We start from the raw sequence: 14,232 nt of genomic DNA, 5'->3' as shown, positions 1-14,232 counted from the left end.
TTAATTAGTGCAGGATTAATCTGTTAAAAGTATCGCTGTGCGTTATCCAGGACGACAGAAATTTTAGGAGAGAGCTATGGTTATAGAAATGGATTTAACACTGGCAAGATTGCAGGTTGAAAGTATACGGGAAATGTGTCGGAGCCAATTACAGGTTTACGAACAGTTACAAAAAACAATTAAGCATTTAAGTATAACAATTAGTCGGGAGTCGCCGATGTATGATTCGACACAAAAGTATTTTGTTGCTGTCCTTTTACCTTTAGTCAAAGGAGCGGCTTTGCTAAGTGAACTGATTGTAGAGGCGAATGTGCGATTTATTGAAGAATATCTGGAAAATATAGACGATTGCAGCTTGAACTCAGCTGAGCTGGAAGAACAAATCAAATTATGGGAGCTGCAAATTACGACAAGTCAAATGAGGCTGAGAGCTTTGGCTGATTCTTCTATGGATCCACGAAATAAAGCTTTTCAGATCAGTGAAAATATGATGATTTTAGGAACCTATGGAGGAATTAAGGCAGAGTTGAAACAAAAGCTCGATCAGCTGATAAGTTTTCATAACAGCTCTTCAGCGATCTTTGATAAGGTTAATCAGCTAAATAGTATCTTAGAGCAAGGTTGCAGACAAGCTGACAGCTGTTGGAATGAGCGTGACAGACAATTTGTTCTTCCTCCTCAGGCAGAACTGCTTTGGGCGGCAAAGCTGGAGTATTGCTACTATATAAGAAAAAAACAAAGAATTGAAGACTCTGACGCTGTTCCGATTATCAATAAATTATAATAATGACTGAGGACTTTGCAAGTAGTTTTATTAAGAAAATATGCTGGGTCCTGATTAAGGAAGGCTTATAAGCTTATGAAGCAGCCCTTTTTGAGAGGATTGGATACAAAATGAATGAACTTCATTAACTGCTTTATGAAAACTAAAATCAGCTTTTTCTGTTGTGCATTTCTCCGATATTCGATATAGTAAAGTTAGGTCCATCCAACAATAGAATGCCTATATTGGATGGGCTCAGAAATTGGTTGTTGAAAAGAAAAGGGGAAATAAAATGATTAGCAGCGAGATAAAAAAGAAAGCCAAACAATTATTGCATAAGAATTATGGACATTGGAGCACGCTTGTGGTAATTCCTTTTGTTTTATTGGGGATTTATTTCTTCTTTATAATGATTTTTTCCATCGCAGCGGCTACAATCAGCAGTCATACCTATTATGATGACAGCAATGTTTATCGTTCGTGGCAGGATGGCGGAACAAATAATAATACATACGGTGATTATTGGGATGGCTATGATGATGGTTATAATGATGGCTGGGACGATGGTTGGGATGAAGGCTGGGATGCATATCATGAAGATGACTATTATTATGATGATGAAGAAAGTCCGCTGAATATCCATGTTCCATTGAGTACATCGACAGCAACTTTGTCAAATGAAAGCAGCATGTATCGTTCTTATCATAATTATGGGGACAGATCAGGCTTCATTGGAAGGTTCTTTGTTTTTCTAGTATGGCTATTGATTATGATTGTCATGGTCTTGTATCAGGGAATGATTAAATGGGCAGCTGTTGATAATATTGAAGGAGAACCATTTAGTTTAAAGCTGACCTTTAATAAATTCTTTAATGAAAATCGAAATCGTGTAGTCAAAGCAAACTTGCTGGTATGGCTCTACACATTTCTGTGGGCGCTGTTATTCTATATTCCAGGAATTGTGAAACGAGTTTCCTACAGCATGACAAATTATCTGCTGCGAAAAGATGAAAAGTTGACGGCACAGGAAGCTATCGCGTTGAGTATGGAGTTAATGAAGGGATATAAGATGGAATATTTTATGTTTACTCTGTCATTCGCTCTTTGGTATTTCTCCGCTTTCTTCAGTATAGGTATTTCATTATTCCATATTATTCCATACTTCAGTGTTTCAGAGGCGTTGTTCTTTGATCAGCTGATTGCCGAAAAACACCATTTGTTCAGTCATGAACTGGAAGCAGGATTTACAGATTTCTAAAGAGTATAAATAATAAAATGATTCTGGGGAGAGCTTGATTTACCACTCAGAATCGTTTTTTTTTGAAAGATGGTATAATTAGCAGAATGAAAAAGATGCGGCTACTCGTCGCATGTCTTATGGTTATGTAAGAATTTGCTTCTGCGCTTCTCTGAATGCTTGTTACATGTTTTAGGGTCATACAAGACATGCCAACACTTTTCTAAATAGATGAGCTGTATTTATAGTGATGTGGGACGTGTAGATACAAGGGTTTTCTGTAGTAAAAAGTCAGTTATCAGAATTGCCAGTCTTACTGTTACAGGAACATCAAGTGGAAAGGTATGCGCAGCTCTGATGGGGATAAATTTGTCAAAATTTTATTCTATATAAAAGAACAGCTGTATGCGAACTGACGATCTCATAAATGTGCAGATATTCACTCTTAAATAGGAGATGGCTAATCACAGAGGTATATAAAGTGGAGTATCGTTTATTCGGTTTTTAGGAGATGCGGTATAGTTCCCTTTCTGCACAAATAGTATTTAATTATGTATGAAAGGTGTGTAATAAATGAAACTGAATATAAAAGCATTAAAGAATAAATTCAAACAAGGAAATGTCATTCTTTTTTTAGTGAGTGAGGTGCTGATAAATCTGCTGCTTTTTTATCCGCTTGTATTTGCTGTGTCATTGGCAGAAGCGTCTGTTGGATTTTCCATTTTTAAGCTAATCATTTATCTTCCGTTTATCAGTTCAGCTTCCGGCTTGCTGGTGCTGCTGATGACAAAGCCTCGCTGGATAAAACTTTTCTCAGGGTTATTTTTTCTGTCAAAAATCTTGTTGCTGATCTATATCTTCCTAAAGCTTTTTCAAAGCTGGTATGGCTGGCTGCTGCTTTTCTTTATTCTTGTAAGTTTTGGAATTATCGTGAGATTTTTGAAAAAAAGGGTTCATTAAGAATACAGGGATGTATTAAGAATGAATATCAATTATGGAGCTGATCCTCTTCAGATCGGCTTTTTTTGTATTTGTATGAATGGTAAATTTTATTGATATAAATTAATAATAATTGTTATTTTATCTAAATATTTCTCGTGTGAAAAACGGATGAAATTTTAACTATTATTTTATTGACTTCATTTTTTGATGTGGGTATAGTAAGAAAGTGAAAAAAATTAGAGAAATAATAAATATAATTGGGGATTTCTTACGAATATACTTAGTTGTACAGCCGTATAGTAAAAAGGACTTATTTTAGAACAATGGCTGAAAAACACTGGAAAGGGTTTAACCAATGAAAAGAAAAGCTAGAATGAGTATCATTATTTTTTTGTCGGCTGTCTTTATTTTGGATGCACTAGGCTGCTATGCAGCACTTACTTTTTTTAGCGCCAAAGAAAATGCAGAAGCAACAAAGAATAATGACTTTACAGGGGATGATTTACAGAATGATAAAGAGCTGACAATCATGCTGATTGGAACAGACACACGAGATGTTGACGTAGATGACGACGTAGATGGTGGTCGTTCAGATACGTTGATGATTGCGCACTACGACACTACCAGTAAGCAGCCGAAGCTAATCTCGATAATGCGTGACAGCTATGTGAATATTCCGGGATACGGCTATGACAAGATTAACTCAGCTTATGCATATGGTGGAGCAAAGGTGATAAAAGAAGTGATAAATGAAAGCTTTGATCTTCCAATAAACTATTATGCAGTGATTGATTTCAGTCAGTTTAGCGGGTTGATTGATGAGCTTTATCCAAAAGGGGTATCTATTGATGCTGAAAAAGATATTAATCTGGACGGTGTTGATATATACCAGGGTGAGCAGGTGATGGATGGTCAGACATTGCTGCAATACGCCCGTTTTAGAATGGATGAAGAAGGCGACTTTGGTCGTGTGCGTCGCCAGCAGCAGGTAATGGTTGCTTTAGCGGATCAGTCTAAGGATTTGGTTCCTTTACTAAAACTGCCAAAAGCAGCTGGAAAAGCAGCCGGCAAGCTTGATACGAATGTTCCGACGGATTTGATTATTGATTTGGCGAAGAATTTTCTGATTGGCAGAGTCAAACCATTGGAAATTTTATCAGTGCCTGTTGAAGGAAGCTGGAATTTTAACAATTATACTTCTTCAGGAAGTGTGATTGAAATTGATGAAGCCATGAATGCACAGGCAATAAAAGAATTCTTAAATGGTACTCAGACTGCTGAAAACACTGATCAGCAGATCGCTGACAGCAGACAATAGGAAGTAGTAAAAATAAATAAAAGACCCTTGACGGAGCTTTTTGAAAGTCGTCAAAGGGTCTTTTTGCATCAAACGATTATTTACCGGAAGTAATGAATGGAGAAAGCATTCCAGCCAGAGCTTCAACATTTCTTGTTTGAATAAGAACAGTTCCCCTGCCATGGAATTCATTAACCAGACCTTCACCTGTTGTGAAGCCGAACATACCGGAAGCCGCTTTAATATTGTATTCCAGCGACTCAGACCAAGCTACTACGTGCTGGTTATCGATAATAAATGGTTGGCTGCCGTCAAGCTGAAGTTCTACAATGTCACCGTATGCATTAATTAAAAGTGTTCCTTTTCCTGATGTTTCCATAACGAAGAATCCGCCGGTGCCACCGAAGAATGCGGTACTTATTTTTTGACGTTTCATTTGATACGAAACTGTTGAGTCGGCTGCCAGAAAAGCACCGTCATTTAAACGCCAATGTTCCAAACCAACATCCAGCTTTTTGATTGCTCCCGGAGTTCCCGGAGCCAAAGCGATTATGGCGTGATCACTCAAGCCTTTTGCCTGTGTAATAAAAAAGCTTTCACTGCTTGCCATGGAACGCCCTAACGCACGAATTGCTCCGCCCAGACCTGATTGGCCATTGCTGTTCATTTTTCCTTCTAAATTAATTTGCCCATTGTGATAAACCATTGCACCACGTTCTAATTGAATCATTTCTCCATTTTTTAAAGAAATTTCAACCAACGGAAACAACGTGTTTTCTGTCATTTTAAATTCCAACAGTAATCTCCTCCTCGAATATCCTTAATTAAAATTTAACTATTTTTAATAACACATGTGCAAATAATTATAACTTTATTCCAAGATAATTCAAAGAAAATTCTAATTTAGAATCAGGAAATTCATAATAACTCAATAGATTCAAGATAAACTATAAGAGGATATTGGGAGAAAATGAGGTAGGGAGTGAAAGTAATGAATGAAATACTAAAATTAACCGGTCTTTCCAAAAGCTATGGAACGCAGGAAATTCTTGATGAAATCAATTTTGTGATTGATACACCTGAGATTATTGCGCTTGTCGCACCAAATGGTACCGGAAAAACAACCCTGTTGAATTTAATTGCGGATATTGAGGATTATGATGAAGGAGAAGTGAGAATTTGTGGACGACCAAATTATGACTATCGGATTTTTTATGATATGTCATATCTTCAGGATCCGACAATCCTGTACCAGCATTTAACTGGCTGGGACCATATGGAATTTATTCGGCGGGAATATAAAAAGACAAAAGAAGAAATGACGGCTCTTGTAGAAGAACTTGGCATGACCGATTATATGGAGAAAAAAGTAAAAAATTATTCCTTGGGTATGAAACAGCACTTGCTTCTGGGAATTGCCTTAATGAATGATCCCAAGCTGCTTCTTATGGATGAACCCTTGAACGGTTTGGACCCAGGCAGTATTTTGCAGGTTAGAGAAATCTTAAGTAAGCTCCATAAAAAAGGGATAACCATAATCTTATCTTCTCACAATCTGGAGGAGATAGGAAAGATTACGGAAAACATCCTGTTTTTACATGAAGGAAAGCTTATCCCTAAGGAAAAAATAGATATTGATGAAATGGAGTATGAGTTTATTCTGTCAAATCAGGAACTTGCAGGTAGTTTTCTGGAGAATATCAATGTATCTTATCAAAGCTGTTCGCCTTATAAAATAAGGGGCTATTTTTACTCAGAACAGCTTCTGGCATTTCAGGCGTTTTGTGAGGAGCAGCATATTACGATCTTTGAACAGAGGATGGCAAAAGAGACACTGGAAATGATCTACTTTACACTATTTTCAAATATGCAGGCAGTTTAAGCTGATAAAACTTGAATGAATAAAGTGGAAAAGAAATTCTAAAAATGTATTGCTGTTGATCATTCTTTTTATTCTTTTGGGATTCATTTAGCTGGTCGATAGGACAGAATCCGATGTATGGACAAGGCTGATTTAATGAGCTGAAAGCAAATGCAGACAAAATTCAACAGCTCTGGAGATACGCAAGTCCGGCAGAGACACACAACCTTCCTTAGTATTTTGGTGAGGGTGGGAAGCATAAAAATTAGAAAAAAGCGGAAATTTTGTGTAGTTATTTCTCTTGAATACTTTATAATTTTTTAAGGCTGTTCTTCATTTCGTGAAGAATAGTTTTTTTTTGAAAAACAGCTAATCAGAAGTGAATGTAAATAACTAACAGGATGGGTTATAGTAATCTTTAGCAATCAATTATATATATTGAATTATATGTCAAACGAATGGAGAAATAACGAGAAGGAACTTTACAGGTCGATTGCTCAGCGGTTTTTAAAAGCATTTATTTTTCTATGAAACAAATTTGTTGATAAAATTATATCGATAATGAGCATGAACTAAGGTAAACTATTTAAGAAGGAAAGTGTTATATAAAATTTAGGAGGACAAAAATGAAATTCTCAGGAAAATTGTTTTGTTTGGGTGGGGCAAGTCTGTTGCTTGCTAGTAATTTATTATTTCCAATAACTGTATTCAGTGAGGAAATACAAAATTTCAGTATAGTAGAAAACAGTTCAAATTCAATAGTGGACAACATCGATCAGAAAAGCTCCTCTCATTCTATTGAGGAAGCAGCAGGTTCAGGTGTTTCTGAGCAGTCGGCGACAAAAAGCAGCATTGAAAATTCAATCAATGCTCAGCCAGAAACTGCGAGTTCTTCTACGGAGGACTCAATACAAGTTGAACCGGCGGATATCACTAACTTTTTAAATAAGGAAATCAAATTGATTCCTTTGGAAAAGCCTGAGAAACGATTGGCTTCAGATGAAGAAGGTGAGTTGATTCTTGAGGGTATCAGTGAAAGCAGACAACAAAATTTTAATATCGAACCTTCTGCTGACGGTTGGTTTACGGTTCAAAATGAAGCTACACAAAAATATTTAAGCATAGAAAAACGATCTGAAAATGAACAAACAATAGTAACGTACTCAGATACAGCGAATACAAATGAACAAAAATGGCTGTTTGCAGATGGCGAAAATGGTGAATATTTAATCCAGTCAAAGTCAGAACAATACCTGGAAACATCTGAAACAGGAACAATTGAACTGGCAGAGAAGACAGAAGAAAACAGTCAAAAATGGAAAGTTGAAGTAAGCGAACCTGCAGCTACAGAAGCAACTGCATTTTCTGCAGCTGCACCTGCTGAGATTGCTGTTGCAAATGGTACCTATCAGTTGCAGAGCAGCGGCTTAGGGATGTACCTTTCCATTGGTGATTTAAATAAAAGTTTGAAAAAACAGCTGATCATTTCTTCAGAAATGTACAGCAAATCCAGTGAATTCAAAATTACAAAGTCTTCCGATGGCTGGTATACAATTACGAATGCATACTCTTCTTTAGTTTTGGATGTTGCGGGAGCTTCAAAAAAAGCGCAGGCGGTTGTTCAACAGTATTCAGGCAACCAGTCGGATGCGCAAAAATTTAAATTTTTAGATGCAGGTAACGGGGATGTTTTCATCAAATCAAAGCTTGGTACTGTCATTGAACGGACAGCAGGTCGACAAGCTGAGGGCACACTCATTCAGACATACACGCTGAATTATTCAGCAGCACAAAAATGGAAAGTTGCTGCTAAAGTGACGCCAAATGAAGTAAGTGTTGCAAATGGTGTTTATAATTTATCAAGTGCCGGGTTGAATAAGAATATGACTTTGGCAACTAATTCTACAGGAAACGGTGTCGGTTTGATTATCAATCATGTGGATTTTGACAATAAACAGCAGTTTAACGTGATAAAAGAATCCGATGGCTGGTATACGATTACGAATGAGTATTCAAAAAAAGTTTTGGATGTGAATGCGGCAAATTCGGGTAATAAAGCGAAGGTTCAGCAATATGCTTCGAACAAATCCGATGCACAAAAATTTAAGTTTATTAATGCAGGCAGTGGGAATGTGTACATTCTTTCAAAATTGGGAACTGTTTTGGAGAGAAGCGGAGGCGGAACAGAGAATCGAACACCTATTCAAACATATCGCCTGAATAAAACGGCTGCGCAAAAGTGGAAGCTGACAGCCCCACTGGAAGTTTCATTGATCAACATTGAAAATGGCGAGTATCAGATTAAAGGTGCAGGTACCAGCAAAGTGTTTTCAATTGGTGAACTGAATCGTTCAAATTCGAAGACTGTCCAGCTTAGGGATTCAACATACGGAAAAATTGATGCGTTTATTTTTACTAAGCAATCGGATGGCTGGTATCAAATAAAAAATAAATTTTCGGGGAAAGTACTAGACATTCAAAACGGGTCAGATAAAAACGGTACGAATATTCAACAATATACAAGCAATAATTCTGAGGCACAGAAGTTTCGCTTTATTGATGCAGGTGATGGCTGTGTTTATATTAAATCTAAATTAGGGCCGGTGCTGGAAAGACCGGGAGCATCTGTATCAGAAGGACTGGTTATTAAGACGTATGTCTGGAACAAAACGGCAGCGCAAAAATGGAAAATTGAAAAACAGGGAACCCCTAATGTTGTCAAGCCAACAAGTGGAAATAGATACTTTATAGAGGCAGGAACAAGCTCAAACTCTGTACTTGATGTTTCAGCGGGCAGTACAGCAAATGGCGCCAAAGTTCAACTTTGGACTGAAAACAAAGTGAATCAACAGAAATTTATTCCTCAGGATTTGGGGAATGGCTGGTATAAACTGGAAAATGTGAAATCTAAAAAGGTCCTTGATATTTCTGGCGGCAGCAGTGATGCAAAAGTTTCAGTTCAGCAATATTCATGGAATTCGTCTGATGCACAGCAATTTCGATTTATCAATGCCGGGAGCGGCTATGTCTATATTCAAAGCAAATTGGGCAGCTACCTGGATATTATTGGAGGCTCAACGAAAGACGGAACGAAGCTTCAGACATATAGCTTGAACAAAACAACCGCTCAAAAATTCAAGCTTCAAAATATCAGTTCGGCAAATGCACTCCGGACAACAGTATTGAGTAAAGATAAAGCACGTGTTACGGTATTCAATCCAAACAGTGGAAAAGCAGACGGTGTAAAATTTCCTACGTGGAGCAGAGAGAATGGTCAGGATGATATCAAATGGCTGAACGGAACGAAAAATTCAGATGGATCATGGTCGGTCACGGTGAATTCTGCTGACTTTAAACACGCAGGTCATTTTGATACACACGTCTATGTTAAATCCGGCGGTACGGATGTTTATGTGGGTAAAACCAGTTATAAACTGGAAAAAGTTAGAACAGAGCAGGACAATATTAATGACCGCCTGGCAAAACCGCCGTACTATTATTCACAGCTGGACAGCAGATGGAGCAGACTGACTTTTGGAACTTCAAAATTCGGACCTTCCGGATGTGTACCGACCAGTATGGCAATGGTCTTGAAGGGTTCTTATGGAATGAATGTAACACCTGTTGACACAGCAAACCGGGTATTCAGTTATGGGGGCTTCAATCAGCAGTATTTTGGCTCATCCGGTACTGACTTGGTTAGAGGAATGAGAGCCTATGGACGAACCATTACAAATATAAACAGCCTAAGCGAGCTGAATGATTATCTGTCAAAAGGTTATCCGGTTATTATGCTGGTAGATGTTGGTATTGGGCATGCGATTGTGACTCATGGTTATTCCAACGGTAAAACAAATGTTTATGATCCTTATGGCAGACAATTTTATAATGGCTGGGTTTCAACCAGTCAACTTTGGAATACACCATCCAAAGATTCAATTGACTGGTCTGCGGGAAGACCGTACTTTGTTATTAAATAGAGTAAGGATAAAGTTGACAGGATATAAGAATGAAGGAGGGTATTAGTATTATGAAAAAAATCTTAACATTGGCTCTTGCTGTTTTATTTATCGGAACTTTATCAGCCTGCAATAAATCGAAGACTAAGGAAACAAATACTACGGCAGAATCATCTGCACAATCCAATGAAACAAGTTCTTCTATAAGCAACGACTCTGTCAGCAGCGACCAGCAAAATACCTCAGAGCCGGCAACCACGATTTCTTCAGTTGATGATGTCAGGAAAGTTACGCCTGAAGAAGATGTTTCCACGTTAAGAAGACAACTGTATGAAGCAGGAATTAACTCAAGTGGTATGACCGATTCTAAAATCGAAGAATACGCAAAGCAGGCGAAAGAAAAAGATATTGATTTTGTTACTTATGTGGAAGAAAATATTTTAAACTAGTGTGTTGACCGAATTAAAAACAAGTTATGCTTCCAATCCAAGAAATGTGCAGCCAGTACGGGAGCAACTCGTCAGAAAATGCCGATTATATCCCTAACTGGAGTCAAACTAGGTGTAAAACAGTGCAACATTTAACTAAGCTCGCTTCTTTCAGGGAATACTTATTGAAGCTGCTCGTTCTTGTCATTGAAGCATACACGTTAACATTTTTTACCATTGAATATCATTTATAAACGATCTTTTATTATAATTTATAATTTGGTCAGAGCACTAGGACGTGTCTGAAAACTCAACCGGGAAATATTTTGATGATTTTTAATAGAACTCATTGTCATAAATACTCATTTATGAACCACATAAGCTGTTTTTTTCCTTTATTTCAACAAAAATTACTGAAAAATTCGAATGCCGCTACCTTTTCAGACACGCCCTAATAATGATTTGTAAATTATTGAGAATGAAGAGAGTGGAACAGAAATAAAAGATCCAAACTCTCTTCATCTATCTGTTTTTCACGTGAAAAATCATTTTTTGTATGTGAGTCATACGTAGAGATCACAGAAAGAAGAAAAATAGTTTTGGTTTCGTTTAAGACAAAAATAGAATCTTTACTTTTTAAGAATGAACACATAGAATAATAGAGTGTCTATTTTACTTAAAGGAGATTGTTTGTGCATACATATATAAAGAAAATAAAAGACTTTTTTGGAAAAATGAAATGGAAAGAAGAACTGCTGATTGTTGGCATACCGCTAATGATTCTAATCAGCAACTTATATTTACAGATGTGTCAAAATGACCTGTCTTTTGACTTGGCTTTTAAATTTGCTTTTTCATGGCATACAGAAAAATTCCTTTTAGGATGCCTGGTTCTTGGAACATTCCTGCTGTTTTTAGTAGCTTTATCTGGGTCGATAGGCTTTGGCAGCTTGTTGTATGTCATTATTATCGGAGTGCTGGGCTTTGCTGATTATCAGAAGATGTTTTATCGGCTTGAACCCATCTATCCCGATGATTTAAAAATGATAACTGAATTTGGACTGCTAAGGGAAATGATTGGAACGGTACTTTTTGTGGTGATTATTGGAATCAGTTTGGCTGGCTTGGGGTTATTCGGTTGGGCCATCTATAAAAGCTTTTCCAAGCCAAAGAAAACACAGATCATCAGAGGAGCTTTGTTGATTTGTTCTGTTGGATTAATGTTCTATTTCAGTGATTTTAACAATCCAAATAATCTGCTTAGAAAAGCATATAACAGATCAGCCTTCTGGATTCCTTACAGTCAGAAAATGAACTATTATAATACCGGATTTATTGGCGGCTTTCTCTACAATCTAAAAGTTACTGCTATGGAAGAGCCGGAAAATTATTCAAAAGAGACTATTGAAGAAATAGTCGAAACATACACTGCAGAAGCAGAGAAAAAGAATCAGGAAGCTGTTGAGGAAAAACCAAATATTATTTTTATAATGAGTGAAAGCTTTTCTGATCCGCTGGCACTCGAAGGAATTACTGCTGATAAGAACCCGCTGGCAGAATATAAGTCAATTGCTGAGCAGACTTACAGTGGTCAAATGCTTTCTCAAAATTATGGCGGAGGTACAGCGAATATCGAATTTGAAGCATTAACCGGCTTGTCCATGGAGCTTTTCAATGCGCAAATGACAACGCCATACACCATGCTTTTGCCAAATATGAAGGAGTTTCCTTCGATCGTTTCTTTCTTAAAAGAAGAGGATTATGCAACGACAGCAATTCATCCTTACAATACCTCGATGTATAAACGGAAAGATGTTTACACTATGCTTGGTTTTGATGAATTTATTTATGAAGACACAATGGAACATACTGACAAGATTGAAAATAATTCGTATATTTCAGACGCAGCAGCTTATAAGGAAATCATGGGTTTGTTGTCAGGGACGTCTGATCCGCAATTTATTCATTTGGTTACCATGCAGACGCACATGCCATACAGCGATAAGTATACAACCTTGAGCTACTCTTCTCAAAGTACTGAAAATAAGTACAGCATCGACAGCTATATGCAGGATATTGCATACAGCAGCGAAGCACTGAAAGATTTTATTGAAGAGCTGAACCAGCTGGATCGGCGAACACTCGTTGTATTTTGGGGAGATCATCTGCCTAGTATTTATTCAGAGGAACTTCAGGCTGCCAACGAAGCAGATGCTAAAATGCACAGAACAGAATTTCTCATGTATGATACAGCCCATCAGCTATCTGAAAAAACAACACATGATGCAATCACGAGTCCATACTACTTTGCACCATCCTTGCTTGAGCAGAGCAATTTGAAAACATCCGGCTTCTATCAGCTGCTGTTAAATGTTCAGGAAGCAATCCCTGCATTTGAAAAAGGAATTTACTATGTTGGTGATCAGTGGAGTAAGGAAATGAAGCTCAGCAATGAGCAGGAAGCCTATTATGAAGCTTACCAGATGGTTCAGTATGATTTGGTATCAGGAGAAAAATACAGCTTGAAAACAGATTTTTATAATTCAGCTTTTGAGTAGACGAGATGCCCGGTCATAATTCTGCGTTTTTCTCAATAGAATGATAGGTAAGAGGAGTACTAAAATGAGCTTTAAGAAAAAAGACAACTCAATTTATTATAACCCGATTCGCCGTGCGGTCTTAAATTATCAAATGATTCAGCCTGGAGAGAGAGTTGCAATTGGAATGAGCGGCGGGAAAGACAGCACCAGTCTGTTTTACTTTTTAGATACTATCTCGAAGCAGGAACGGTTGGGCTTTTCGTTTGAAATTGTGCCAATTTCTTTGGATATGGGATTTGATATGGATATTCGCCCAATGCAGGACTTTGTGGAGAAGCTGGGCTATTCACTTGATGTTGTACCGACCAATATTGCCAAAGTGGTCTTTGACATCAGGGAAGAGCGTTCCCCCTGTTCTTTGTGTGCAAAGCTGAGAAGAGGGATTCTGTATAATCGTGCTAAAGAGCTGGGCTGTAATAAAGTGGCGCTAGGACATCATTTGGATGATGCAATTGAAACGTATTTCATGAACTTTCTCTTTCATGGAACGATGGAAAGCTTTGAGCCGAAGAGCTATTTGACAAAAACAGCGGTTACCTTAATTCGTCCGTTGCTTTATCTTCATGAAACGGATATTGTCAAGTTTGTGAAGCGAGAAGAGCTGCCGGTGATATTCAATCCCTGTCCAGTTGATAAAAAGACAAAGCGGGAAGAAATAAAGCGTTTGGTTACAGGGCTTTCAGAAAAGTATCCGGATATTCGCGAGAAATTCATCATGGGAATGGAACAGGGGACGCAAGAAAATTTCTGGACAAAAAGTCTGAAATTCAAGGATGAAGGGTAGGAAGTCAGGCGGTTTAACGCGAAGAAAATTGAGATTGGTAAAATCCTGAAAAATCGAATAACTGTGCGGCTGTTTCTTTATTTTGAGGTCGTGACAAAGCTGCTCCGTGCTCCTGCGGTTACTCGTCGCAGTTAAGATCGTGCAAGTGCTCCTGCGGTTACTCATCGTATGTCTGAGGGGCATATAAGAACTTGCTCCTATGCTTCTTACGAATGCTCGGATCATACAAAGACTGGAACGCTTTTTATTCGGTTTTAAGACTTCTAGATATACTAATTCCACAGTCCAGAGAAAATTAAGTCATTTTATTTGAGTGAATTACTGACCTCATGAAAAAGAAAGCATGAAAATTTACTTTTAG

10 protein-coding genes are annotated in these 14,232 nt (G+C 37.7%); 9 read left to right on the top strand and 1 reads right to left on the bottom strand.

Features of this window, described 5'->3' with window-relative positions; genetic code table 11:
- Positions 1–76 precede the first annotated feature (76 nt).
- The 4 genes from LI951_RS09610 to LI951_RS09595 all read left to right on the top strand — a co-directional run bounded on the left by LI951_RS09610 (position 77) and on the right by LI951_RS09595 (position 4,260).
- Entirely contained in the window at positions 77–784 is a 708-nt protein-coding gene (locus LI951_RS09610) for a hypothetical protein (protein ID WP_229441984.1), read from the top strand.
- A 271-nt stretch (positions 785–1,055) separates the two neighbouring features.
- The gene (locus LI951_RS09605; RefSeq protein WP_229441983.1) at positions 1,056–2,021 is read left to right on the top strand and encodes a DUF975 family protein; all 966 of its coding nucleotides are present in this window, start codon (positions 1,056–1,058) and stop codon (positions 2,019–2,021) included.
- A gap of 552 nt (positions 2,022–2,573) precedes the next feature.
- Positions 2,574–2,960: a hypothetical protein gene (locus LI951_RS09600; protein WP_229441982.1), complete on the top strand. Its 387-nt coding sequence runs from the start codon at positions 2,574–2,576 to the stop codon at positions 2,958–2,960.
- 337 nt (positions 2,961–3,297) lie between these two features.
- Positions 3,298–4,260, top strand: a complete 963-nt coding sequence (locus LI951_RS09595; RefSeq protein ID WP_202068424.1) for an LCP family protein — start codon at positions 3,298–3,300, stop codon at positions 4,258–4,260.
- 76 nt (positions 4,261–4,336) lie between these two features.
- Here LI951_RS09595 and LI951_RS09590 read toward each other — a convergent pair whose 3' ends face one another.
- Positions 4,337–5,035: a TIGR00266 family protein gene (locus tag LI951_RS09590; protein ID WP_202068425.1), complete on the bottom strand. Its 699-nt coding sequence runs from the start codon at positions 5,033–5,035 to the stop codon at positions 4,337–4,339.
- A 195-nt stretch (positions 5,036–5,230) separates the two neighbouring features.
- On the opposite strand from LI951_RS09590, the gene LI951_RS09585 reads away from it, so the two are divergent.
- The 5 genes from LI951_RS09585 (at position 5,231) to LI951_RS09565 (ending at position 13,871) form a co-directional block, all read left to right on the top strand.
- Positions 5,231–6,121, top strand: coding sequence for an ABC transporter ATP-binding protein (locus LI951_RS09585; protein ID WP_229441981.1), 891 nt, complete (start codon positions 5,231–5,233; stop codon positions 6,119–6,121).
- 605 nt (positions 6,122–6,726) lie between these two features.
- Positions 6,727–10,080 (top strand): RICIN domain-containing protein, encoded by a 3,354-nt coding sequence (locus LI951_RS09580; RefSeq protein ID WP_229441980.1) that lies wholly within the window; start codon positions 6,727–6,729, stop codon positions 10,078–10,080.
- A 50-nt stretch (positions 10,081–10,130) separates the two neighbouring features.
- Positions 10,131–10,508, top strand: a complete 378-nt coding sequence (locus LI951_RS09575; protein ID WP_229441979.1) for a hypothetical protein — start codon at positions 10,131–10,133, stop codon at positions 10,506–10,508.
- A 683-nt stretch (positions 10,509–11,191) separates the two neighbouring features.
- Complete coding sequence (locus LI951_RS09570; RefSeq protein ID WP_420705927.1) at positions 11,192–13,045, top strand: LTA synthase family protein; 1,854 nt, start codon at positions 11,192–11,194, stop codon at positions 13,043–13,045.
- Positions 13,046–13,109: 64 nt separating this feature from the next.
- On the top strand, positions 13,110–13,871 hold the full coding sequence (locus LI951_RS09565) for a tRNA 2-thiocytidine biosynthesis TtcA family protein (RefSeq protein ID WP_202068428.1): 762 nt from the start codon (positions 13,110–13,112) through the stop codon (positions 13,869–13,871).
- Positions 13,872–14,232 lie beyond the last annotated feature (361 nt).

Source organism: Enterococcus sp. BWT-B8 (assembly GCF_020567625.1).
Taxonomy (GTDB): Bacteria; Bacillota; Bacilli; order Lactobacillales; family Enterococcaceae; genus Enterococcus_L.
This window is presented reverse-complemented; position numbering and strand designations above follow the sequence as displayed.